Origin of the sequence: Thalassococcus sp. BH17M4-6 (genome assembly GCF_049323015.1) — a bacterium.
GTDB lineage: Bacteria > Pseudomonadota > Alphaproteobacteria > Rhodobacterales > Rhodobacteraceae > Puniceibacterium.
On sequence record NZ_JBMPGU010000018.1, the window covers coordinates 40,837 to 65,376 of the forward strand.

A 24,540-nucleotide genomic window follows, 5' to 3' on the forward strand; every position below is an offset into this window, starting at 1 on the left:
CTGGCCCTCCTTGCTTTGTCTTTTCGGTCATTCTTTGCGTCCCGACCCTTGGGCCGGGGCCGCCGCCCTCTCTCAGTCGAGGACGGGCTTCTTGTACGTGCCTTCGACATCCTGCATGACGCCGCGGTGGCGCATGGCGATCCAGACCAGCACACCCACGTACAGCGCGATGACGATACCGCCGATCCATTCGATCTGCAGCCACTGCCCCTTGAACAGCAGCGTCAGGCTGAACAGAACGGCGGTGTTGCCCGCGATATAGGGCCACTTGCCAAAGCGCTCGGTCGTCAAGTTCAGGTTGTCGGTGTACAGCCGGATCAGGCTATCGAGCGAGTTGATGACGAAGGTCGTGCCGACGATCACCATCGCCCAGTTGATCAGCCCATCGGTCGAGATGCTGTTTTCATAGTAGTAATACAGCACCGCGAACCAGATCCCGAGCGGGATCGAGGGAATGACCATCAGCGCCGCCAGCATGTGCTGGGTCTTCATCCCGCCCACGAAGCGCGAGGTGAATTGCCCGATCATCACCGACCAGGCGAACCACCAGAAAAGATAGAATTCGTGGTAGTCGGTCAGCGGCAGCACGAAGCGGTGGATATTGGCGAAATAGCCGCCGATATGGCTCACTGTGGTGCCGAATTCCCCCAAGGACATGCCCGCGTAGATCCAGAGCCCCGCGATCAGCGCGAGGAACAGAACGGTCGACCCCACCGACAGCACCTTGACGAACTTGATGTCCGTCGAGCTGTAGGAGGCCGCGAGGATCACCGCGAAGACGATGACATAGAAGGTCGCAACCACCGTTTCCCCGTCGCCGATGCTGGGCAGGTAATACGGCAGATAGATCAGGAACAGCGAACCGGTAAAGGCGCAGGTGGTGATGATGACGATGTTGTTGACCAGCCGCACCAGCGGCTTTTCAAAGAACTTCACCCGTGGTTCGATCGCGCAGAAATAGAACGCGGTCAGGAAATAGAAGGCCCAGATCAGGAACCCCCAAAAGCCGAATTCCAAAGCCAGCGGGTTGGTGAAGGCGTAGGCCGGGTTCGTTTCGGTATCGGCATAAAGCGGGTAGTCGAAGGCCAGCGGGAACATGATCAGCCCCACATCCAGCCCGGACGTGAAGAGGATCGCCACAAAAACGAACAGCGGCACCGGGTCCGGCCCGATCAGCCGCAGGTTCCACCATTTGATCGTCACAAAGATCACCAGCCCGAAGGCCAGCAGAATCCCGAATGAAATCAGGTATGTCATGTTTGTTTCCCCGTTTTTATCGTTTTTGCATCCGGCCCCGCGGGGCTGGTTTTGGTCTTTGCGGTGCGTCGCGGTCTTGCGCCGCGGATTGCCGGACGGCGCGTCACGCCCGCTCGGGTCACTCTCCTCTCGGGAACCGTTTCCTTTCTTCCAGCACGTTCAGATCCATGTGGTTGCGCATGTACCGCTCTGACGCCTTTTGCAGCGGCTGGTAGTCCCAAGGGTAGTATCCGCCCTGGCGCAACGCCTCGTAGACAACCCAGCGGCGGGCCTGGCTTTGCCGCACATCCGCATCGAACGCCTCGAGGTCCCAGCGCGCCGCCGCCATGACGCGGAACCGTTCCAGCGTGGCGGCATGGGCCGGGTCGCCCGCGAGGTCGGTCAGTTCCTGTGGATCGGCCTGCATGTCGAACAGCTGTTCGGGGTCCAGCGCGCAGTTAGTGTATTTCCAGCGCCCCTCGCGCAGGCAGATCAGCGGCGAATAGGACGCCTCTGCCGCGTATTCCATCGCGACCGGGCTTTGGCGTGTCTTGCCCTGCCCAAGCGGCACAAGGCTTTCGCCGACGGTCCAGGGCATGACCTCGGCCATGCTGACGCCAGCAAGGTCGCACAGGGTCGGGCATATGTCGATGTTGCTGACCGGCGCGTCCACCCGGCCCGGTTCCATTTGCGGCGCGCTGATCATGATCGGCACGCGGGCCGACCCGTCAAAGAACGACATCTTGAACCACAGGCCGCGTTCGCCCAGCATGTCGCCGTGATCGCTCACGAACAGGATCGTCGCCTCCTGCCGGGTGCGCTCCAGCACATCAAGGATCTCGCCCACCTTGTCGTCGAGATACGAAATATTGGCGAAATAGGCGCGGCGGGCGCGTGTGATATGCTCTTCGGTGATATCGAAGGACCGCCAATCGTTGGCATCGAAGATGCGCTTGGAATGCGGGTCGTGGTCGTCGTAATCCATTGCGGCGACCTGCGGCATCAGATGTTCGCACTCCTCGTAGAGATCCCAGTACTTGCGCCGCGCCACGTAAGGATCGTGCGGATGGGTAAAGCTGACCGTCAGGCACCAGGGCCGGTCGTCGCCGCCCCGCGCCAGATCGTAAAGCTTCTGCTGCGCCAGGAACGCGACCTCGTCGTCGTATTCCATCTGGTTGCTGGTCTCGGCCACGCCCGCGCCGGTCACCGACCCCATGTTGTGATACCACCAGTCGATGCGCTCTCCGGGTTTGCGGTAATCGGGCGTCCAGCCGAAATCCGCCGGATAGATGTCGGTGGTCAGCCGGTCCTCGAACCCGTGGAGCTGATCGGGGCCGACGAAATGCATCTTGCCGGAAAGGCAGGTGTAATACCCCGCCCGGCGCAGATGATGCGCATAGGTTGGGATGGAGGACGTGAATTCGGCGGCATTGTCATAGACGCCCGTTGTGCTGGGCAACTGCCCCGACATGAACGCCGCCCGTCCCGGCGCGCACAGCGGCGAGGCGGTATAGGCGTTGCGGAACCGCGTCGAACGCGCCGCCAGCCGCTTGAGGTTGGGCGCATGCAGCCAGTCCGCCGGGCCGTCGGGGAACAGGGTCCCGTTCAGCTGATCCACCATGATGATCAGGATATTGCCGCTCATTCCCGCCCCCCTATCAGCGCCTCGGCGCAGTCCATCACCTGTTCCACCGCATCGGCGCCAAGTGGCCGCCCGTCCAGCGCCGCGCGCAGGTACATCCCGTCGATCAGCGCGCCCAGCGTATCCGCGACCGGCGCGGGATCGGCCACATGCAGCCGCAGCGCCGCGATCAGGTTCGATCGCAGCCGCCTCTTGTAGATCCGCAAGAGCCGCGCCGCCTGGTCGTCGCGCTGCGCCAGAACGTAGAAATTGAGCCAGGCCGCAACGGTCGCGGGCGCGAAAAAGCTCTGTGCGAAATTCGCGGCGATCAGCGCGCGCAACCGTGCCTCGGGCACCGTGGTGCGCCTGAGCGCGGCGCGCACCTCGGCAGAATATTCCGTCAGGATATGCCGCATCGCGGCCAGGAAGATGTCCGACTTTCCGCCGAAATAGTGATGCGCAAGCGCGCTGGACATGCCGGCACGGCGCGCGATCTGGCCCACGGTCACATCAAGCGTCCCCGCCTCCCCGATTTCGCCGATCGTAGCTTCGACCAAGGCCGCGCGACGGGCCGGTTCCATTCCAACTCTGGGCATCCGCATCTCCTGTCCCCAGCAGTATGCGGTTAATTGACTGATCAGTCAATCAAGAAAAAACCAATCCTGGTGGGGCGTTCCTGTGTTAACCTTTTCGCGGATTGTTCGAGGAAAGGTGAAGTCATGCTGCAATTCGACGCCGAAACCGCCGCCCTGCTTGAGCGCGCCTATGCCGGGTCGGACGTGACCGCGCGACGCCGCGCCAGCTTTGACGCGCTGCGCCCGGCGGGGGGCGACACGATCCTCGACATCGGCTGCGGCAACGGGCTGTTGACCCGGGAAATGGCGCTGGCGGTGGGGGACGCGGGGCGTATCATCGGCATCGACCCCAGCGACCAGATGCGCGATCTTGCCGTCGCACGCTGCGCTGACCTGCCTTGGGTCAGCATTCGCGAAGGGGTCGCCCATGACCTGCCGGTCGACGCGGGCAGCGCCGACAAGGCGGTGTCGGTGCAGGTTTTCGAATACATCGAGGACCTGAAAGAGGCCTGCGCCGCCGCACATCGCGCGCTGCGCCCCGGCGGGCGGCTGGTGGTCGGGGACATGCATTTCGACAGTCTTGCCTGGCACAGTGCCGATCCGGACCGGATGGCGCGGATGATCGCTGCCTGGGACGCGCATTTCGTGCACCGCAACGTTCCGGCGCTCTTGCCGCCAATCCTGCGCGCGCTGGGGTTCGAGATCGAGGCGGTCACGCCCCACACGATCCTCGATACCGAACTGCGCCCGGATGGTCTCGCCGGGATGATGATCATCCTGATGGAACGCTTTGCCCTCGACAAGGGCCTGATGCCCGAGGACGAGGCCAGGGCCTGGAGCGCCGAACAGAAGGCGCTGGCCCAGGCAGGCGCGTTCTTTTTCTCGCTGACGCACGTAGTGATCGCTGCGCGCAAGATCTGACACGCGGTGGTCAGCGATTGGCGGGCGACAGCTTCGGCAACGCGCGGATCAGACCGCCAGCGTGCCCAGAACCCGGTTCTGCGGCAGGCGCGCGATTTCGACCCCGCCGTCGGTCCGGCGCAGGTTGTAGCCGTAGCCGCGCATCCGGAACTTCCATTCCGCTTCGGACAGCACCTTGCTGCGCTCGCTCAGCAGGAAGGCGGTGATCTCGTCGAAATTCTCGGTCAATGTGTTGTCGGCAAACATCTTACTCTCCATACAGATAGTGTCTGTAAGGACATTTGCGTTTACGAGTAGGGCGGAAATATGCCGACCGCAGGGAATTTTTCGGTCAGCGCAACAATAAGGGCCGAAATCAGGTCTTTGTCGCGGGAACCGGCGGGGTGATCGCCTGACGCTTCAGCTGCTGTTCGCGCCAGGTGATAAAGCTGATCGCCAGCAGGATGACCGTGCCGCCCGCGATCACCCACGGGTCCGCCGGCTCGGCAAAGAACACCACGCCCAGCAGCACCGACCAGACCAGTTGCAGAAACGTCACCGGCTGGGTGACCGACACCGGCGCGGCGGCAAAGGCCAGCGTCATGGTGTAGTGTCCCGCGGTGGCAAAGCAGGCGACGCCGAACAGGACGGCCAGTTCGAACATCGTGGGCGTCACCCAGTCAAGCGCCGCCAGCGGCGCCAGCCCGATCGTCACCGTCACCGACAAAAGCGCCACGACCACAGTGGCGCTGACCTCGCCCGACAGGATCTTGGCCAGAAGGTAGGAGCCCGAGAACAGGAGCGCCGTGCCCAGCATCGCCACATGCCCTGGGTCGAGCGCGCGAAAGCCCGGCCGCAGGATCAAGAGCGCACCGGCCAGCGCGGCCACGATGGCCAGGATGCGCCGCAGGGCGAGCTTTTCGCCCAGCACGAAGACCGCAAGGATCGTGACATAGACCGGCGTGAGGTAGTTCATCGCCGTGACTTCGGCGATGGGGATGCGCGACATGGCAAAGAACCACAGCGTCACGCCCGCCGTATGCACCAGCCCGCGCAGCCCGAAAAGCCGCCATTGCCGCGCGCTCAGCCGCGTGGCCAGCAGCGTCCGGGCGACCGGCAGCAGGAACACCAGCCCCAGCAGGTAGCGCAGGAACGCGCCTTCGGCCGCGGGCACCCGGCCGTCCAGCACCTTGACAAGTGCGGTGACTGCGACAAAGCACAGCCCCGTCACCACCATCCACAGGATGCCCACGACGGGCCGCTGTTGCGCTGCGCTCATCCGACCCTTGAACACCCGGGCGGCGCGGTTTGCAAGCGGCTCAGCCGCCCAGCAGCAGCGACGCGGCGATGGCCCACATCACCAGCCCGACGCCGGTTTCCAGCACCCGCCACGCGCCGGGGCGGGCAAAGACCGGCGCCAGCAGCCGCGCGCCGTAGCCCAGGCCAAAGAAGAACACGAAGGATGCGGTCATCGCGCCCAGGGCAAAGGCCAGCCGGTCGGCATATTGCGCCGACACCGCCCCCAGCAGCACCACCGTGTCGAGGTAGACATGCGGGTTAAGCCAGGTGAGCGCGAGGCAGGTCGCGAGCGCCCGCGACAGGCTTTGCGCGCCCGCCCCCGCGCGCAGGCTTTCGCCCCCGCGCCAGGCGGCCAGCAAGGACCGCGCGCCATACCAGATAAGGAACGCCGCCCCGAAAAGCCGCATGCCCCATTCCAGCCCCGGCACCGCCTGGGTCAGCGCCCCGAACCCCGCGACCCCGGCGGCGATCAGGATGGCGTCGGACACGGCGCAGGTCAGGCAGACGGCGAAGACATGGCTCCGCGCCAGCCCCTGCCGAAGGACAAACGCGTTCTGCGCCCCGATGGCGAGGATCAGCGAAAACCCCAGGCCAAAGCCTGCCAACAGCGCCTCTGGATCCACGTCCCGCTCCGTTCCTGCCGGGGCCCGTGCCCCCGCCCGCGCTCTAAGCCACCGCAGGGTGGGTTTTCAACCCACCGCGCCGCTCAGGCGTCGTCGAACCCGGGCAAAGGGTCGAGCGGAAAATCTTCGGCATGCTTGCCCATGGCTTCAAAATCCAGCCCCCGCGCCGCACAAATCTCCCGCGCCTCCCGCCGCCGTGCATCCGGATCATCGCCCTTGCGCGCCAGCACGAGGAGGCAGGCAGTCAGCCATTGTGCGCGGAGCTTCAAGAGAGAATGACTTCGATTGTCAGCGAAAATGCGTTCTGAAATATCATAGGCCTCGCGCAACGGCGCTTCCGCCTCGACGCAGCGCCCGATCTCCAGCGCCGTCGCTCCCACGTTCATCGCGCGGGTCGCAAGCACGCCGTCGTCCATGCCCGGCACCGCCCGGCTGATGTCCAGCGCGCGGCCAGAAGCGCGCCACTGCGCATCCTTGCGCCCCTGCAACCACCGCAGATAGCCGCGCTGGTTCCAGACATGCGCCATCTCCGCGCTCTCAGACCCGAAAAGCTCGGTGCGCAGCGCCTCTGCCTTGTCCAGTGCCGCCTCCGCCACCGCCTCGGCCTCCGCCCGCCGTTCACCTGCGGCCTCGTCCATCACACTAAGACTGATGTCGGCCTGCTGCATGTAGGTTCTCGCGAGGTCCGCCCGTTCCGCACCCGTCCGATGCGCCTCATCCAGCGCCACCGCCCGCGCGATCAAGTCCTGCGCCTCCTCAAAGGCGCCGATTTCTGCAAGCTGCTGCGCCAGGTTGCCCAGCCCAACCGGAATGTCCCGATGCTCCTCCCCCAGCCGCGCCGTTCTCAATTCCAGCGAGGCACGATACAGCGTCACCGCCCCAGGGCGATCCTCCTGGCTGGACAGGAACAATGCGGTCTGGTTCAGCGCATAGTCCATCGCCGCCCAGCCCGGCTGGCCCCAGGTGCCCTGCCAAGGCGCCTCAGCCGCTTGCCACAGCGCCTGCGCATGCGGCGTCAGCGACCGGCAGAGCGGCCAGTTCTTGACCAACCCAGGGCTGTTATCACCGCCGCCCGGATAAACAGCCGCCAAAACCGCCGCCGCGCCTTGGGCAGAGGCAAAGCCCTTCCCCCGCCGCTCTTGCTCTGCCCGCAGCACCGCCTGAGTCAGCCGGTGCATTTCAAATTCCCCGGTGCCGCTCAGCACCGACCACCGCCGCGCCTCCACAAACGCCGCCTGCAGCGCTGTGGCATCCTCTACCAGCGCTCGCAAGGTCTCGGGCAGTTGAACGCGATAAGCCGCCCAGCTTGAGTCGGCCACTGCATCCCTGAAAAGGTCAGGCGTAATTCCCACAGGCGCCAGCCAAGCGCAGCAATCCACCAGCGCCTTGGCCCCGTTACTCAGGCGGCCATAGCTCAGCATCACGGCCCCCGCGACGGAATCGGGATAGTCCTGCCCCTCGGGCACGCGGGTCAGAACCTGCGCCACCTCGTCGCGCAGATCGCCCAGGCTGATCCCGTCCTCGCGCACCAGCGTGCCCGCCATGACCAGCGCCAGCGGCAGCCCGCCCAGTTGTTCGGCCACATCCCGCGCGACCGCACGCTCTGCATCGCTGGCCCGCGGCATCCGCGCCTCTTGCAACAGCAGGTCAACCGCGCCGCCCGTGGCATCGGCAAAGCCCAGCACCTCGAGGTCGATCTTGCCGAACCCCGGCCAGCCCAGCGCCAGCCGGGTGGTCACGATCACGTCGATCCTGGCACCATCCGCCATCAGCGCCTTGATGTCCTGGAAATCGTCGATGTTGTCATAGACCAGCAGCCAGCGCGCGCCGCTGTCCTTGATCCGTGCAATCACCGCCTTGCCATGCGCCATGGTCACAGGCTCCGGCACCGGCATCCCGAAGGCGGCATTCCCGAGGGCGGCCAGATCGCTCAGCAACGTCAGCTGCTCGCGCGCATCCAGCCAGGCGCCTCCGTCGTAGCCGGGGCCGAATGTATCGGCATATTCCCGCGCCAACGTGGTCTTGCCGCGCCCGCCCTCACCCTTGAGCACGGCCCCCTTGCTGGCCGTGATCTCGCCCCCTTCCCGAGACGCCAGAATCGAGCGCAGCCGCGCCATCTCATCGCTGCGCCCCACCAGGGGCCGTTCGCGACCGGGTGGAACGATCTTGGGGAAGGAGACCTGCGGTCGCGTGGGTTTGGCCGGATCATCAACGACCACAACCTGCTGCGGTGTCTCTTTCTCTGGCTTGCGGAATATCTATCTGCCCGCGTACCAGAGCCAACCTATCACGGCACAACCAACAGCGAAGACTGTACCAAAGATTGTCGCGATGCTGCTTAGAACGCTCCACTGCTCGACTGTGAAAATGTCTATCAACCCCAAACCGTTCAACCTTCATCCGAGCGTGATCCGGTGGCCATCTAACCACATCCCCCCGCCCCTGCCCACATCTTTGCGGCGATGCGTAGGGTGGGTTTGCAACCCACCGTCGGCAAAGAAAAAGGCCGGTCGCGGGACCGGCCTTAGGGTGCGGATAGAGCCTCTGGGTCAGAGCTGCGCCATGACCTCATCGCTGGCCTCGAAATTCGTCGTGACGCGCTGCACGTCGTCGTCGTCCTCCAGCGCCTCCACGAGCTTCATCAGGGTCTGCATGCCGTCGAGATCAAGCTCGGTCGTGGTGGTCGGGCGCCACACCAGCTTGGTCGACTCCGATTCGCCCAGCGCCGTTTCGAGCGCGCTGGACACCTCGTTCAAATCCGTGTCGGCGCACCAGATCACGTGGCCGTCTTCGGAGCTTTCCACATCCTCGGCCCCCGCCTCGATCGCCGCCATCATCACGTCGTCGGCATCGCCCACGCTTGCCGGATACGTCACCTCGCCCTTGCGTTCGAACATGAAGGCGACCGATCCCGTCTCGCCCAGATTGCCGCCGTTCTTGGTGAAGGTCGAGCGCACGGTCGACGCGGTCCGGTTGCGGTTGTCGGTCATCGCCTCGACGATCACCGCGACGCCGTTGGGGCCGTAGCCCTCGTAGCGGATTTCGTCGTAATTCTCGGCATCGCCGCCGATCGCCTTCTTGATGGCCCGGTCGATCACGTCCTTGGGAACCGAGTTCGACTTGGCTTCCTTCACCGCAAGGCGCAGGCGCGGGTTCTTCTCAGGATCGGGGTCGCCCATCTTGGCGGCCACCGTGATCTCTTTCGACAGCTTCGAGAACAGCTTGGCCCGCACGGCGTCCTGACGCCCCTTGCGGTGCTGGATGTTGGCCCATTTGGAATGCCCCGCCATGGTCATTTCCCCTTGAAAATATCCGAATTCGCCCGTCTCTATAGGCCAGAGGCCGGTGCAAGGGCAAGCCCGTGCAGGCGGGTCCCGGCGCGTGTGTGAAGGACAGCCATGACCCCCGACCAGATCATCCTCTTTTCGCTCTTCGCCGCGGTCTTCGCGCTGCTGCTCTGGGGGCGGTTCCGCTATGATCTGGTGGCGTTCACGGCGCTCTTGGCCGGCGTGGTTCTGGGCGTCGTGCCGACCGAGCAGGCGTTCAGCGGCTTCGGCCACCCGGCGACGGTGATCGTGGCGCTGGTGCTGGTGGTGTCGGCGGGGCTGGTGCGGTCGGGTGCGGTGTTCCTGATCACCCGCACGCTCATCGACAGCGGCCGCGGGCTGGGCGCGCATATCGCCATCATGGGCAGCGTCGGCGGCGTGCTGTCGGCGTTCATGAACAACGTCGCGGCCCTGGCGCTGCTGATGCCTGTGGACATCCAGACCGCCCGCAAGGCCGGGCGCGTGGCCAGCAAATCGCTGATGCCGCTGAGTTTCGCGACCATCCTGGGCGGCATGGTCACGCTGATCGGGACACCGCCCAACATCATCATCGCGTCGATCCGGCAGGACGCGCTGGGATCGCCGTTCTCGATGTTCGACTTTGCGCCCGTGGGCGGCATCGCGGCGATTGCCGGGCTGAGCTTTGTGGCCCTTGTCGGCTGGCGGCTGATCCCCGACCGGGGCGAGCGCACGAGCCCGGTCGCTGAGCTGGAACCCTACCTTGCCGAACTGTCCGTGCCCGAAGGCAGCGAGCTTGAGGGCCAGCGCCTGCGCGCCCTGCAGGACGAGGCGGATGCGGCGGACGTGGCGATCCTGGGGCTGATCCGCGACGGCAAGCGCCGCTATGGCCAGGCGCTCGACACGGTGCTGCAGAAAGGCGACGCCATCGTGGTCGAGGCGACGCCAGAGGCGCTGGATGAATTCCGCAGCGCGCTGCGGCTCGAATTCCCCGAAGGCCAGCGTGACGAGGAGCTGAGGGCCGACAGCGACGGCATGACCCTGACCGAGGTCGTGGTGCCCGAAGGTGCGCGCATTGCCGGCCGGACCGTATCGGCGGTAGGCCTGACCTGGCGGCTGCGCACGGTGCTTTTGGGCATTTCGCGCAAAGGCCGGCCGATCCGCGGCGCGATGCGGCGGACCGTCATTGAAACCGGTGACATCCTGCTGCTGCTCACCCCGAAGGACACCGGGGCGGCGGTGGCCGACTGGCTGGGCTGTCTGCCGCTGGCAGACCGCGGGCTGGCGGTGACGCGCGACAGCAAGACCTGGCTGGCCATCGGCCTTTTCGGGGGCGCGGTGGCGGCGGCGAGCTTTGGCCTGATTTATCTGCCGGTGGCGCTGGGGTTGGTGGTCATCGCCTATGTGCTGGGCCGCATCCTGCCGATATCCGAGATCTACGATCACATCGAATGGCCGGTCGTCGTGCTGCTGGGATCGATGATCCCGCTGGGCGCGGCGCTGGACGAGGCAGGCGGCACGGCGCTGATCGCGGGCGCGCTCATCGGCCTGACGGAAGGGCTTCCCGCCTGGATGATCCTGACCGCGCTGATGGTGGTCACGATGACGCTGTCGGATGTGCTCAACAACACGGCGACCACGATTGTCGCGGCCCCGGTGGGCATCGAGATGGCCAGCCGGCTGGACGTGTCGGCGGACCCGTTCCTGATGGCGGTGGCGGTGGCGGCATCCTCGGCCTTCCTCACCCCGATCGGGCACAAGAACAACACGCTGATCCTGGGGCCGGGCGGCTACCGCTTCGGCGACTACTGGCGCATGGGCCTGCCGCTCGAGCTTATCGTGATCGCCGCTTCCATTCCGGCGATCATCGTGTTCTGGCCGCTATGACGCGCGGCCTTCCCCTGCCGCCCCGCAAGAGGTAAATGCCGCGCATGAGCACCTTTCTGATCCTGCAGCTGCGCCCCGAGGACGAGGCCAGCGACGACGAATACGCCGCGTTCCTGGACAAGGGCGGGCTGGACGCGGCACAGACCCGGCGCATCCGGCTGGACCGCGAACCGCTGCCCGAGGGGCTCGATCCGCGCGATTTTGCCGGGGTGATCGTCGGCGGCGGGCCGGGGTGCCTGTCGGACGATCCGGCCACCAAGGACCCGACCGAGGCGCGGATCGAGGCGCAGATCCTGTCGCTCATGCCGACGATCACGGCGCATGACCTGCCGTTCCTGGGCTGCTGCTACGGCATCGGCATCCTGGCGCATCACCTGGGCGGCGCGGTCAGCAAGGCACGCTACGGCGAAGCGGTGGGGGCGGTCACCTGCACCGCCACCGCCGCCGCAGCCGACGATCCGTTGCTGGCGGATCTGCCTCTGGAATTCGACGCCTTCGTCGGCCACAAGGAAGCGGTGCAAGCCCTGCCGCAGGGCTGCACGCATCTGCTGTCCTCGGCCCCCTGCCCGTTCCAGATGATCCGCCATGGCGCCAACGTCTATGCCACGCAGTTCCACCCCGAAGCCGATGCCGAGGTCTTTGCCACGCGCATCCGCACCTATCGTTCGCACGGGTATTTCGATCCTTCCGAAGCCGATGAGTTGATCCGCGCCTGTCAGGCCAGCCGGGTCCAGGTGCCGGAGCGGATCCTGGCCAATTTCATCGCCTATTACGGCTGACAGCGGGCGATGCGGGCCTATTGCGCCGCCATCGCGATGTCGGTGGGCAGGACAACGCGGAACGCCGCCCCGCCCTGACCGGTCACATAGCTGATCCCGCCACCCAGCCGGTTTACGATCTGGCGGCAGATCGCCAGCCCCAGCCCCGCGCCGCCCGCCTGCCCGTCGCTGACGCGGGCGAATTTCTCGAAAATCACATCCTGCGCCTCGGCCGAGACGCCCGATCCGTTGTCGACAAAGTCGATGGCCAGCGATCCGGCCTGCTGCGTCACGCGGATCGTCAGCTCCGGCGTGGCGGCATCGCAGTATTTGCGCGCGTTGGTGATGAGGTTGATGAAGACCTGACTCAGCCGGTCGAGATCGGTGTGCAGCACCACCGTTTCAGCCTTGGAATCGCGGTTGATCACCAATTTTGCCCCGTCGTCATTGGCAGCGGCCGCCGCGACCGCGCGGTCCAGAACCGTGCTCAGCAGCCCTTGCCGAAGGTTCAGGTTGACCTGACCGTTCTCCAGCACGCTCAGATCCAGCAGATCGTCCAGCAGACGCGTCAGACGGATCGCCTCGTCCTGGATGATCGTGGCGTATTTCGCCTGTTCCTCAGGGCCCAGGTCAGCCCCGTCGCGCAGGATTTCGGAAAACGCCCGGATCGAGGTCATGGGCGTGCGCAGCTCGTGGCTGATCTGGCTTAGGAACGCATCTTTTTGCACCGACAGGCGGGTGAGCTTGGCATTGGCTTCGCGCAGCTGCCCGGCGGTGCGGCTCAGCTCTTCGGACTGCGCCTCGAGCCGAGCGGAATATTCCATCATCTGCGCGGTCTCGTCGGCCACGGCCATCAGATCCTCGACCGACACCGACATGCCGCCGACGATCTGGCCGACCATGGCATGCGCCGTGGCCGCGCCGACCGATCCGGCCAGCTGCCGTTCCAGCGTTTCCAGAAAGTCGGGCGAGGTTTCGGGAAGCCCGCCGCGCAGGCCCTGACGCTGCGCCTCGCGCGAAAACAGCGCCTGCGCGTCGCGCGCGCCCAGGATGCGCTGCGCCATGACCATCAGATCCTCGGACTGCGCCACGCCGCCCGACCAGCTGCGCGCGCCCACCGAATGCTGAAAGATATTGACGAACTGCGCGCCTTGCAGCCGTTCGAGCGGCGACGGAAAGCTGATCAGCGAAAACGCGAAGAACGCGATCAGGTTGAACGACATGCTCCAGATCAGCGTGTGCATCAGCGGGTCGAGCCCGTCGATCCCGAAAAGCGCCTGCGGCCGCAGCCAGCCCACCCCCCAAAGCCCGTTTTGCATCAGCGTGTCGGGCAGGATCATCCCCGCGCCAAAGCTGGGCAGGAAAAGAGTGTAAAGCCAGACGACAAAGCCCGCAATCAGCCCGGCAAGGGCGCCGTTGCGCGTGGCCCCGCGCCAGAAGATCCCGCCCAGCATCGCGGGCAGAACCTGCGCGACCCCGGTAAAGGACACCAGCCCGATGGTCGCCAGCGCCGTGCCCCCGCCCGACAGGCTGAAATAGATATAGCCCAGCCCCACCACGCCGATGATCGACAGCCGCCGCGACAGCAGCACCACGTGACGCACGTCACCCGACACGCTGGCACCGCCGCCGGTCAGCCGCAGCCAGATCGGCATGACGATATGGTTCGACACCATCGTCGACAGGGCAATCGCCGCGACGATCACCATCGACGTGGCCGAGCTGAACCCGCCCAGGAACGACAGCAGCGCCAGCCCCTCCTGTCCCTGTGTCAGCGGAATGGTCAGCACGAAAAGGTCGGGGTTCGATCCCGGCGGCATGAGGTCGAGGCCGACAACGGCAATCGGCACCACGAAAAGGCTGATCAGCATCAGGTACAGCGGAAACGCCCAGCTGGCGGTGCGCAAGTTGGTTTCATCGTCGCATTCGACGACCAGCACCTGGAACATCCGTGGCAGGCACAGGAATGCCGCCGCCGACAGAAGCGTGATCCCCGCCCAGCGCCCGCCGTTCACCTGCCAGTGCCCCAGTTCCGACGCGTCGATGCGGGCCAGCGTCTCGGTCACTCCGCCCGAGAGGCCCCAGACCACGAAGATACCCACGGCGAGCAGCGCGAACAGCTTGACCACCGCCTCAACCGCGATGGCCATGACGACACCGTGATGGCGTTCATTGGCATCAAGGTTGCGGGTGCCGAAGATCACGGTGAAGATCGCAAGCCCCACCGCGACCCAGAACGCGGTGTAGTCGTGCACCGCATCCGCCGCCGGCGCGGGCGTGCCGAAGACCTGAAAGCTCAGCGTCACGGATTGCAGCTGCAGTGCGATGTAGGGCGTCGTGCCCACCACGGCGAGGATCGTGACCCCGATGGCCAGCAGGTTGGATTTGCCATAGCGCGACGAGATGAGGTCCGCCACCGAGGTGATCCGCTGCGACCGGCCGATGCGCACCAGCTTGCGCAGGATCCACCACCAGCCGATCATCACCAGGCTGGGGCCAAGATAGATCGCCAGGTATTCGAACCCGGTGCGCGCCGCCGAGCCAACTGCGCCGTAAAAGGTCCAGGCGGTGCAGTAGACCGACAGCGACAGCGTGTAGACCAGCGGTGAGCGCAGCCAGCGTCCGTGCCCGCGCATCGCCGAACGTTCGGCGACGAACGCCACCACGAACAGGAAAAACACATAGGCCAGACACGCCGCGACCAGCGCGTTGAGCGTGGTCATGCCCCGGGCCCCGGCGGATCGTCCCGGTCCCGGCCGCCCAGCGCCAGGGAGATCAGGCAGGCCAGCGCGATCATGCCCAGCCAGACCGCGAAAAGATAGGTCAGCGCGCCGCTGCTGGACACACCGGCCTCAGACCCCTTGGGCCACAGAAGCGGCACCGCCCAGAGCAGCATGAGCAGAAGCGGCAAGAGCCGTGCGGCGTCCATCAGCCGCCGCCGCCGGTAGGTGCGCCGCTCGACGAAAAGCGCCTTGCGCCCGGGTATTTCGGGCGGCGGCATCATGGCGTGCTGAGCGCGCGCACAGCCTCCAGCATCTCGGAATTGCTGAACGGCTTGGCCATGAAGGCGTTGACCCCGGCGCGTTCCGCCATCTCGCGGTCCTTGGTCTGGCCGCGCGCGGTCAGCATCAGCACCGGCAGCGCCCTGGTCTTGGGGCTTTCGCGCAATTCGCGCAGGATGTCATAGCCGCTCTTGCCGGGCAGCATGACGTCAAGGATCAGCACATCGGGGTTGCGGGCATGCACGGTTTCGACCGCCGTTGTGCCATTCGCATGGGTGTTCACCGTCCAGCCATCTCGCGACAGGATAAAGCTGATCGCCTCTATGATATTGGGTTCATCCTCGATCAGCAGGACATGCTTTTGCATTCCATTGGTCCTCTCCCCCCATGAGTGGAACGGCGGCCCTGGCTGTTGCCGGTTTTTGCGCTTTTTCCGCTCCGTCCCGAAGTTATCGCCAATCGGGGGGCCCGTGTCAAAACGCGTCTTACGCCGGACCACCCAGAATCGACGGTTCGCGCCGGGCTGCGCACTGCAGGCGCGGGCAAATCCGGCAGGTGACGCCCACCGGCGCGGGATCATCCCTGTCGCCCGCCCCGGTCGCCTGCACCAGCATCTGTGCCTCGTAGATCGGATCGCGGTTGACGCGGGGCGTCCCCATCGGCTGCGCCACGGCCCAGGCGCTCAGCCCGCCCGCGTCGTGGCCCGGCTGGGCCACACGCTCGTAAAGCACCGTCATGGGACGGCTGAGCGCACGGTAAAGCGGCCAGAGCGGACAGGCCGCCCCAAACCGGGGCATGGCGAAATCCGGCAGCGGCTTGCGGTAGATCAGCGTGCCAGAGGCATCGCAGATCGCCAGCGCCACGGGGGCGGAAAGCCGCCCCAGCGGCAGCGCCGCCAGCCTGCGCATGACCAGCCCCGCATCCATCCCCACAGCATCGGCAAGCTGCAACGGATCGGCCCCCGCCGCGGTCAGCGCGGCATCCAGCACGTCCAGCGGCAGGCGCGCCGCATCCTCGGCATAGCGTCGCAACACCCGTCGCAGCAAAGCCCGCGCGACATCCGATACCTCGGCACCCAGCCGGTCGGCCAGCGCGTCGGGGCTGTCATCGCCGGTTTCGAGCTGCGGGAAATGATGGTCCTGCGCATCCAGGATGCCGTCGACCTCTTCCTGAGGCACCGTCACCTCGGCGCCGCCATCGTCCGCGGCCTCAAGGTACGTCACAAGCGACCGGCTGGTGTCGGCCAGCCGCGCGCTGTCCTCGAAGATGTTGCGGTGAAAGCGCTGCTGCCATTCCGGCTCGATCTCGCCGGGTTCGGCCAGGATCGTCGCGGCGGACTGGATGGCGGTGACGGTCGACAGCATCTCGTGCAGGGACGCGGCCAGGTGGGGATCGTGGGTCATGCGGTCGCTCAGCGATTCCACCGTGCGTTCAAGCGCGTCGATGCGGCGGCGGCTTTGCTCCAGCAGCGCCGCCCAGCCCGGGAACCGGCCCGCGAATTCGTCGACGCGGTCCAGCTCGGCCGCGTGGCCGCGCAGGTCCGATGCCGCCTCGCGCAGGGACGCGATCAGCGTCGCCTCGGCCCCTTCGGTCAGAATCTGCGGCTCGACCTCCAGCAGCGTCGCGATGTCGAGCAGCAGCTTTCCGCCGATTCTGCGGCGATTGTGTTCAATGAGGTTGAGGTAGGATGGCGAAATCTGCGCCATGCGGGCCAGATCGGCCTGCTTGATCCCCGCCATGATCCGCCGCTCTCGGATGCGGCTGCCGGTCAGCGTGTCCCGCGCCATTTGAATTTTCCTGTCTAATCAACGCGTTTCTGCAGCGCCGAATAACTTTTTTACAAGCGGCCCCGCAACCTTGTGTACTATTTGACAAAATTATTCATGTTTTAAAAGCAGTTGTTGCGAAATTTTCTGTCCGTCCGGCATATTACCCTTGCACTTTGTGCGCGCGTCCCCGGGACACGAGGAACCCCGGACGACGCTTTTTCCAAACGGGAGGATTACATGTCCAAAACGAACCTGACACGCCGCGGCGTGATTAAGACCGGTGCAGTCGCCGGCGCAGGTCTGGCGCTGCCGACGTATCTGTCCGCAGCCGCCCACACCGGCTTTACCAACGCGCCCACCGGCGACACAGTGACGCTGGGCTTCAACGTGCCCCAGTCCGGCCCATATGCCGACGAAGGTGCCGACGAACTGCGGGCCTACGAACTCGCGGTCGAGCACCTGAACGGTGGCGGCGACGGCGGCATGCTGCAGACGTTTTCGTCCAAGGCGCTCGAAGGCAACGGCATCATGGGCAAGAAGGTGGAATACGTCACCGGCGACACCCAGACGAAATCCGACGCTGCGCGCGCATCCGCCCGTTCGATGATCGAAAAGGACGGCGCGGTGATGATCACCGGCGGGTCCTCCTCGGGCGTGGCCGTGGCCGTTCAGGCGCTCTGCCAGGAGGCGGGCGTGATCTTCATGGCGGGCCTCACGCATTCGAACGACACCACCGGCAAGGACAAGAAGGCCAACGGTTTCCGGCACTTCTTCAACTCGTACATGTCCGGTGCGGCGCTCGCGCCGATCCTGGTCGACCAGTACGGTGCGGACCGCAAGGCCTACCACCTGACCGCCGACTACAACTGGGGCTACACCACCGAAGAGGCGATGGCCTCCTCGACCGAAGCGCTGGGTTGGGAAACCGTGAACTCGGTCAAGACCCCGCTGACACAGACCGATTTCTCGTCCTACATCGCGCCGGTCCTGAACTCGGGCGCCGACGTTCTGGTCCTGAACCACTACGGCGGGAACATGGTCAACTCGCTGACCAACGCGGTTCAGTTCGGCCTGCGCGAAGCCGAAGCCAACGGCAAGAAGTTCGAAATCGTCGTGCCGCTCTATTCCGAGCTGATGGCCCGCGGCGCCGGTCAGAACATCGCCGGCATCCTGGGGTCGCAGAACTGGGACTGGAAACTCGAAAACCAGCTGGGCGCGCGCTACTCGGGCACCAACGCCTTTGTGCAGTCCTTCGGTGAAAAGTACGGTTTCCCGCCGAGCCAGGCCGCGCACACCTGCTACGTGCAGACGCTGCTGTACGCGGATGCGGTCACCCGCGCCGGGTCGTTCGCGCCCTGTGCGGTTGCCGAAGCGCTCGAAGGGTTCGAGTTCGACGGTCTGGGCAACGGCCCGACCCTTTACCGCGCCGCGGATCACCAGTGCTTCAAGGACGTTGTCGTCGTGCGCGGCAAGGAGAACCCGGAGAACGAGTTCGACCTGGTGGAAATCGTCGAGGTCACCCCGGCCGAGCAGGTCACCTATCCGCCGGATCACCCGCAGTTCGCCGGCGGCGCACTGGGCTCCTGCAACAACGGGGCATAAGGTCCCCGGCCCCGCGCCCATCGCGCGGGGTCCTCTGCCGGACGCGGGCCCGCCCGCGTTCGGCTCTATGCCGACCGGACCGGCACTGTCCGACCTCATTGCATGACACCAGGGGGCATTGCAGCCATGGATCAGATAATCGTCCAAATCCTGAACGGGCTCGACAAGGGATCCGCCTATGCGCTGATCGCCCTCGGGCTGACGTTGATCTTCGGCACGCTGGGTGTCGTGAACTTTGCGCATGGCGCGCTTTTCATGCTGGGCGCCTTCTGCGCCGTCGTGTTTTCGCGGCTGATGAACCTCAGCCACGAGATCGTGGACGACACCCGCACCGACTTTCTCGGCAACCCGATGACGGTCGACGTGCCCTACATGCACGATATCTTCGGCCCCGAGATCGGCGCCTCGATCATCGATTGGGCGGTGCCGCTGTCGATCCTGTTCGCGATCCCGGTGATGATCGCCGTCGGCTTTGCGATGGAACGCGGGCTGATCAAGCATTTCTACAAGCGTCCGCATGCCGACCAGATCCTGGTGACATTCGGCCTGGCCATCGTACTGCAGGAAATCGTCAAGGCGTTCTTCGGCGCGAACCCGATCCAGACGCCCGCCCCGGCCGCCTTTACCGGCAGCTTCGATTTCGGATCGTGGCTGGGCTTTGATCCGCTCACCATCATGTATCCCTACTGGCGGCTGGTGTATTTCTTCTTTGCCACGGTGATCATCGGCGGTGTCTTCGCCTTCCTGCAGTTTACCACCTTCGGGATGGTCGTGCGCGCCGGGATGGCCGACCGCGAAACCGTGGGCCTACTGGGCATCAACATCGACAAGCGCTTTACGATCATGTTCGCCGTGGCCGCCTGCGTCGCCGGGCTGGCGGGGGTGATGTACGCCCCCATCGTGGCGCCCAACTACCACATGGGCATGGACTTTCTGGTGCTGAGTTTCGTGGTGGTGGTGGTCGGCGGCATGGGGTCCCTTCCGGGCGCCGTGCTGGCCGGCTTCCTGCTGGGGATTCTGGAATCCTTCGCCTCCATGCCGGTGATCGTCGACCTGCTGCCCGGCATCAACCAGATCGTCATCTATCTTGTCGCGATCATCATTCTGCTGACCCGTCCGCGTGGCCTCATGGGCCGCAAGGGCGTCATGGAGGAGTAAGACCATGCTCGGTATCAAAGGTAAGGATCTGACGGTCTTTCTGCTGGTAGTGGTGCTGGCCCTGCTGGCCCCCTTCCTGCTCAATCCCTTCCCGGTGGACAGCGCCATGGCGCAGTTCAACGCGGGCTACCCTGACCTGATGCAGCGTTTCGTGATCTTCGGGATCTTCGCCATCGGCTTCAACATCCTCTTCGGGCTCACAGGCTACCTGTCCTTCGGCCACGCGGCCTTTCTGGGGGTAGGCTCCTACGCGGCGATCTGGATGATGAAGCTGCTGTCGCTCAACATCATCCCCGGAATCGTCATGGCCGTGGTCTTTGCCGGGCTCTTCTCGATCCTGGTGGGCTACATCTCCCTGCGCCGCTCGGGCATCTACTTCTCGATCCTGACGCTGGCCTTCGCGCAGATGTCCTACGCCCTGGCCTACTCGGTTCTGACACCGCTCACCGGCGGCGAAACCGGCCTGCAGATCAAGCAGACCGACACGCCGCTCCTGTCCAACATCCCCGATGGCGAGATCGGCCGCGCCAACCTCTTCGGGCTGGAGATGAGCGACAGCAGCATCATCCGCCTTGGCGATTGGGAATTCACCATGAACGTCGGCTACTACGTCTGCGCCGTCGTGATGATCCTGGCGTTCTATATTGCCATCCGCATCTTCCGCTCGCCCTTCGGCATGATGCTGCGGGCGGTGAAGTCGAACCAGCAGCGGATGAACTACACCGGCCTCAATTCCAAGCCCTACACGCTGGCGGCCTTTGTCATCTCGGGCATGTACGCGGGTCTGGCTGGCGGGCTCATGGTCGCGATGGACACCCAGGTGGGACCAGAGCGGATGTTCTGGACCGCCAGCGGCGAGGTCGTGCTGATGACGATCCTCGGCGGTGCCGGCACGCTCATCGGGCCGGTGCTTGGCGCAGGCTTCATCAAGTACATGGAAAACATCGTCTCCAAGATCAACTCGGGCGTGCTGCACGAATGGTTCGCCTTCCTGCCCGACGGGTTGGAGGATTTCCTGGTGACCATCTTCTATCCCTTCGTCGGCAAAGGCTGGCACCTGACGCTGGGCCTGATGTTCATGGCCGTGGTGATCTTCCTGCCCGGTGGCCTCGTCGAGGGCGGCCAGCGCATCGCGCGCCTCTTCCGCCGGAAAAAGGTCGAGGATGGCAAATCCGAAGCCGCCAAGACACCCGCCGAATAAGGAGCGCAGAGCATGGGCATTCTTGAAGTCAAAGACGTCAACAAGCGCTTCGGCGGGCTGCAGGCGCTGGGGGATGTGAACCTCAGCGTGCAGGACAACACCGTGCACGCGATCATCGGGCCCAACGGGGCGGGCAAGTCCACGCTGCTCAACTGCCTCGTGGGCAAGCTCATCCCCGACACCGGGTCGGTGATGTTCGACGGGCAATCTGTGCTGGGGCGCAAACCCTACGAAATCTGCCAGATGGGCATTTCCCGCGTGTTCCAGACGCCCGAGATTTTTGGTGATCTGACGGTGATGGAAAACATGATGATCCCGCTCTTTGCCAAGCGCGACGGGTCCTTCCGCATGCACGCGATCGAATCCGTCGGCTCCGAAAGCGACCTGCGCGAAGAAGCGGAAAAGATGCTGGACGAGGTCAACATGCTGGACAAGCGCCACATGCATTCCGCCTCCATGTCGCGCGGCGACAAGCGGAGGCTGGAAATGGCGATGTGCCTCATCCAGAAACCCCGCCTGCTGCTGCTGGACGAACCCACCGCCGGCATGGCGCGGGCCGACACAAACAACACCATCGATCTGCTCAAGGAGATCAAGGAAAAGCGCGACATCACCATCGCGATCATCGAACACGACATGCACGTGGTGTTCAGCCTGGCCGACCGGATCACCGTGCTGGCCCAGGGCACGCCCCTGGTCGAGGACACGCCCGAAAACATCAAGGGCCACCCCAAGGTCAAAGAGGCCTACCTGGGCGAAGCGGCCTGATCCATGCGTCGGGTGGGTTTGAAATCCACCCCCCTTCTTACGGCGGAGACACCGACATGAACGTCAAACCCGACTTTTCCAAGAACGCCAACCACGCGGCCACCGCTCCTGCGTTCCTGTCCGTCTGGGATATGCACGCCTATTACGGCGAAAGCTACATCGTGCAGGGCATCAGCTTCAACGTCCACGAGGGCGAGATTCTGGCGCTTCTGGGCCGTAACGGCGCGGGCAAGACCACGACGCTGCGCGGCATCGCGCGGCTGGCGAGCCCCCAGGTCAACGAAGGCGAAATCTGGCTCGACCATCAGCCTCTGCACAAGATGCAAAGCTACGAGGCCTCGATGGCGGGCCTGGGCCTCGTGCCCGAGGACCGGCGCATCATTCCCGGCCTCACGGTCGAGGAAAACCTGCAGCTGGCGCAGATCGCCCCGCCCATCGGCTGGTCGATCGAACGGCTCTACCAGCTCTTCCCGCGCCTGGGAGAACGCCGGAAACAGGAAGGCACGACGCTCTCGGGCGGCGAACAGCAGATGCTGGCCATCGCCCGCGCGCTGGCCCGCGACATCAAGGTGCTGCTGCTGGATGAGCCCTACGAAGGTCTGGCACCGGTGATCGTGGACGAGATCGAAAAGACCCTGCGCATCATCAAGGAACAGGGCATCACCACGATCCTTGTCGAACAGAACGCGATCCGTGCGCTGCAGCTTGCCGACCGCGCCGTGATCCTCGACACCGGGTCGATCGTTTTTGACGGCACGGCCGCCGAAGTGCTGGAAAACGAAAGCCTGCGGGCCGAATACCTGGCCATCTGATGGGTCGCGCACCGCGCATCGTTCAAAGGTCGGGGGCGCAAGTCTCCGGCCTTTTCGTTAGGGAACATTGCGAAGACCCATCGCGTTTTCGTGATGATAAGCACAGACCGCCGCAAAGGCGGTGCATGACACGGAGGAGACGACCATGACCGACAAGACTTACCCCCCCGCAGAGGAAATGGTGAAAAACGCCCACGTTGACGCGTCGCGGTATGAGGAGATGTATGCGGCGTCGGTGTCGGATCCTGAGGGGTTCTGGGCGGAGCATGGCAAGCGGATCGACTGGATCAAGCCTTATTCGACCGTCAAGAACGTCCTTATTCGACCGTCAAGAACGTCGACTTCACGCTCGGCAATGTCGGCATCAAGTGGTTCGAGGATGGCACGCTCAACGTCGCGGCCAACTGCATCGACCGGCATCTCGAGACCCGCGGCGACCAGACCGCGATCATCTGGGAGCCCGACGACCCCGAGGACGCGGCCAAGCACATCACCTACCGCGAGCTGCACCGCAGCGTCTGCAAGATGGCCAACATCCTCGAAGAGCTGGGCGTGCGCCGCGGCGACCGCGTCGTGATCTACCTGCCGATGATCCCCGAGGCCGCCTATGCCATGCTTGCCTGCGCGCGCATCGGCGCCATCCACTCCATCGTCTTCGCGGGCTTTTCGCCCGACGCGCTGGCCGCGCGGATCAACGGATCCGACGCCAAGGTACTGATCACCGCCGACGAGGCGCCCCGCGGCGGCAGGAAGACCGCGCTCAAGACAAACGCCGACCAGGCCCTGCGCAACTGCAAGGACAGCGTCAAATGCCTGGTGGTCAAGCGCACCGGCGGCCAGACCACCTGGGTCCAGGACCGCGACTATGATTACAACGAGATGGCCGCCGAAGCCTCGGACGTGAGCCAGCCTGCCGAGATGAACGCGGAGGACCCTCTCTTCATCCTCTACACCTCGGGCTCCACCGGGCAGCCAAAGGGCGTCGTGCATACATCTGGCGGCTATCTGGTTTATGCCGCGTTAACGCACGAGATCACGTTTGATTACCACGACGGCGACGTCTACTGGTGCACCGCCGACGTGGGCTGGGTGACCGGGCATTCCTACATTGTTTACGGGCCCTTAGCGAACGGCGCCACCACCGTGATGTTCGAAGGCGTGCCGACCTATCCGGACGCCAGCCGCTTCTGGCAGGTCTGCGAAAAGCACAAAGTCGCGCAGTTCTACACCGCGCCCACGGCGATTCGCGCGCTGATGGGCCAGGGTAATGATTTCGTAACCAAATGCGATCTATCCTCGCTGAAACTGCTGGGCACCGTGGGCGAACCGATCAACCCCGAGGCCTGGAACTGGTACAACGAGGTGGTGGGCGGCGGCCGCTGTCCCATCGTCGACACCTGGTGGCAGACCGAAACCGGCGGGCACCTGCTGACCCCGCTGCCCGGCGCGCATGCGACCAAACCCGGCGCCGCGATGAAGCCGTTCTTCGGCATCAAGCCGCTGGTGCTGGACCCGCAGACCGCCGAGGTGCAGGAACAGAACCCGACCGAGGGCGTGCTGGTCATCGCCGACAGCTGGCCCGGGCAGATGCGCACGGTCTGGGGCGATCACGAGCGGTTCGAGAAGACCTATTTCTCGGACTACAAGGGCTATTACTTCTCGGGCGATGGCTGCAGGCGCGACGCGGACGGGGATTACTGGATCACCGGCCGGGTCGACGACGTGATCAACGTCAGCGGCCACCGCATGGGCACGGCCGAGGTGGAATCGGCACTGGTGGCCCACGCCAAGGTCGCCGAAGCCGCAGTCGTCGGCTACCCGCACGAGGTCAAGGGCCAGGGCATCTATTGCTACGTCACCCTGATGAACGGGGTGGAACCTTCGGACGAGCTGACGAAAGAGCTGCGCACCTGGGTCCGCCAGGAAATCGGCCCCATCGCGTCCCCGGACCTCATCCAGTGGGCCCCCGGCCTGCCCAAAACCCGATCCGGCAAGATCATGCGCCGCATCCTGCGCAAGATCGCCGAAAACGACTACGGATCCCT

At 64.9% G+C, this 24,540-nt stretch carries 20 protein-coding genes and 1 pseudogene; 9 read left to right on the forward strand and 12 right to left on the reverse strand.

The features are described 5' to 3' along the window. Positions 1-72 precede the first annotated feature (72 nt). The 3 genes from ACOXXX_RS19395 to betI form a co-directional block, all read right to left on the reverse strand. Positions 73-1,257: a BCCT family transporter gene (locus tag ACOXXX_RS19395; protein WP_422828276.1), complete on the reverse strand. Its 1,185-nt coding sequence runs from the start codon at positions 1,255-1,257 to the stop codon at positions 73-75. 118 nt (positions 1,258-1,375) lie between these two features. Beyond that, positions 1,376-2,881 carry a choline-sulfatase gene (betC, locus tag ACOXXX_RS19400; RefSeq protein WP_422828277.1) on the reverse strand — a complete coding sequence of 502 codons (1,506 nt, stop codon included), beginning with the start codon at positions 2,879-2,881 and terminating at the stop codon, positions 1,376-1,378. After that, positions 2,878-3,453 carry a choline-binding transcriptional repressor BetI gene (gene betI, locus ACOXXX_RS19405; RefSeq protein WP_422828278.1) on the reverse strand — a complete coding sequence of 192 codons (576 nt, stop codon included), beginning with the start codon at positions 3,451-3,453 and terminating at the stop codon, positions 2,878-2,880. The genes betC and betI overlap by 4 nt, the downstream gene beginning before the upstream one ends. 123 nt (positions 3,454-3,576) lie before the next feature. On the opposite strand from betI, the gene ACOXXX_RS19410 reads away from it, so the two are divergent. Then, the gene (locus ACOXXX_RS19410) at positions 3,577-4,353 is read left to right on the forward strand and encodes a methyltransferase domain-containing protein (RefSeq protein ID WP_422828279.1); all 777 of its coding nucleotides are present in this window, start codon (positions 3,577-3,579) and stop codon (positions 4,351-4,353) included. Positions 4,354-4,401: 48 nt separating this feature from the next. Here ACOXXX_RS19410 and ACOXXX_RS19415 read toward each other — a convergent pair whose 3' ends face one another. The 5 genes from ACOXXX_RS19415 to ACOXXX_RS19435 all read right to left on the reverse strand — a co-directional run bounded on the left by ACOXXX_RS19415 (position 4,402) and on the right by ACOXXX_RS19435 (position 9,544). Continuing rightward, positions 4,402-4,599: a hypothetical protein gene (locus ACOXXX_RS19415; protein ID WP_422828280.1), complete on the reverse strand. Its 198-nt coding sequence runs from the start codon at positions 4,597-4,599 to the stop codon at positions 4,402-4,404. A 109-nt stretch (positions 4,600-4,708) separates the two neighbouring features. Then, the gene (locus ACOXXX_RS19420; RefSeq protein WP_422828281.1) at positions 4,709-5,611 is read right to left on the reverse strand and encodes a DMT family transporter; all 903 of its coding nucleotides are present in this window, start codon (positions 5,609-5,611) and stop codon (positions 4,709-4,711) included. A 40-nt stretch (positions 5,612-5,651) separates the two neighbouring features. Further along, on the reverse strand, positions 5,652-6,254 hold the full coding sequence (locus tag ACOXXX_RS19425; RefSeq protein ID WP_422828282.1) for a LysE/ArgO family amino acid transporter: 603 nt from the start codon (positions 6,252-6,254) through the stop codon (positions 5,652-5,654). An 83-nt stretch (positions 6,255-6,337) separates the two neighbouring features. Beyond that, positions 6,338-8,389, reverse strand: a complete 2,052-nt coding sequence (locus ACOXXX_RS19430; RefSeq protein WP_422828283.1) for a hypothetical protein — start codon at positions 8,387-8,389, stop codon at positions 6,338-6,340. A gap of 414 nt (positions 8,390-8,803) precedes the next feature. Further along, positions 8,804-9,544, reverse strand: coding sequence for a YebC/PmpR family DNA-binding transcriptional regulator (locus ACOXXX_RS19435; RefSeq protein WP_422828284.1), 741 nt, complete (start codon positions 9,542-9,544; stop codon positions 8,804-8,806). Positions 9,545-9,652: 108 nt separating this feature from the next. Between ACOXXX_RS19435 and ACOXXX_RS19440 the strand changes: the two genes are divergently transcribed. Together ACOXXX_RS19440 and ACOXXX_RS19445 are read left to right on the forward strand one after the other, a co-directional pair. Then, positions 9,653-11,425, forward strand: a complete 1,773-nt coding sequence (locus tag ACOXXX_RS19440) for an SLC13 family permease (RefSeq protein WP_422828285.1) — start codon at positions 9,653-9,655, stop codon at positions 11,423-11,425. A 44-nt stretch (positions 11,426-11,469) separates the two neighbouring features. After that, positions 11,470-12,204, forward strand: coding sequence for a glutamine amidotransferase (locus tag ACOXXX_RS19445; protein WP_422828286.1), 735 nt, complete (start codon positions 11,470-11,472; stop codon positions 12,202-12,204). 17 nt (positions 12,205-12,221) lie between these two features. Here ACOXXX_RS19445 and ACOXXX_RS19450 read toward each other — a convergent pair whose 3' ends face one another. From ACOXXX_RS19450 to ACOXXX_RS19465, 4 genes are all read right to left on the reverse strand, one after another. Beyond that, positions 12,222-14,906 carry an ATP-binding protein gene (locus ACOXXX_RS19450; protein ID WP_422828287.1) on the reverse strand — a complete coding sequence of 895 codons (2,685 nt, stop codon included), beginning with the start codon at positions 14,904-14,906 and terminating at the stop codon, positions 12,222-12,224. Further along, a complete protein-coding gene (locus ACOXXX_RS19455; RefSeq protein ID WP_422828288.1) occupies positions 14,903-15,187 on the reverse strand; it encodes a hypothetical protein in 285 nt (94 codons plus the stop codon). Before ACOXXX_RS19455 ends, ACOXXX_RS19450 begins: the two co-directional genes overlap by 4 nt. Then, positions 15,184-15,552: a response regulator transcription factor gene (locus tag ACOXXX_RS19460; RefSeq protein WP_422828289.1), complete on the reverse strand. Its 369-nt coding sequence runs from the start codon at positions 15,550-15,552 to the stop codon at positions 15,184-15,186. Before ACOXXX_RS19460 ends, ACOXXX_RS19455 begins: the two co-directional genes overlap by 4 nt. Before the next feature lie 118 nt (positions 15,553-15,670). Then, positions 15,671-16,972: a short-chain fatty acyl-CoA regulator family protein gene (locus tag ACOXXX_RS19465; protein ID WP_422828290.1), complete on the reverse strand. Its 1,302-nt coding sequence runs from the start codon at positions 16,970-16,972 to the stop codon at positions 15,671-15,673. Between the two features lie 219 nt (positions 16,973-17,191). Between ACOXXX_RS19465 and ACOXXX_RS19470 the strand changes: the two genes are divergently transcribed. From ACOXXX_RS19470 to acs, 6 genes and pseudogenes are all read left to right on the forward strand, one after another. Further along, the gene (locus ACOXXX_RS19470; RefSeq protein ID WP_422828291.1) at positions 17,192-18,556 is read left to right on the forward strand and encodes an ABC transporter substrate-binding protein; all 1,365 of its coding nucleotides are present in this window, start codon (positions 17,192-17,194) and stop codon (positions 18,554-18,556) included. Between the two features lie 126 nt (positions 18,557-18,682). After that, complete coding sequence (locus tag ACOXXX_RS19475) at positions 18,683-19,714, forward strand: branched-chain amino acid ABC transporter permease (RefSeq protein WP_422828292.1); 1,032 nt, start codon at positions 18,683-18,685, stop codon at positions 19,712-19,714. A 4-nt stretch (positions 19,715-19,718) separates the two neighbouring features. Continuing rightward, a complete protein-coding gene (locus ACOXXX_RS19480) occupies positions 19,719-20,915 on the forward strand; it encodes a branched-chain amino acid ABC transporter permease (protein WP_422828293.1) in 1,197 nt (398 codons plus the stop codon). 12 nt (positions 20,916-20,927) lie between these two features. Beyond that, complete coding sequence (locus tag ACOXXX_RS19485) at positions 20,928-21,683, forward strand: ABC transporter ATP-binding protein (RefSeq protein ID WP_422828294.1); 756 nt, start codon at positions 20,928-20,930, stop codon at positions 21,681-21,683. Positions 21,684-21,739: 56 nt separating this feature from the next. Further along, the gene (locus tag ACOXXX_RS19490; protein ID WP_422828295.1) at positions 21,740-22,495 is read left to right on the forward strand and encodes an ABC transporter ATP-binding protein; all 756 of its coding nucleotides are present in this window, start codon (positions 21,740-21,742) and stop codon (positions 22,493-22,495) included. Positions 22,496-22,673: 178 nt separating this feature from the next. After that, a pseudogene (gene acs, locus ACOXXX_RS19495) lies at positions 22,674-24,540 on the forward strand (acetate--CoA ligase); the annotation flags it as partial.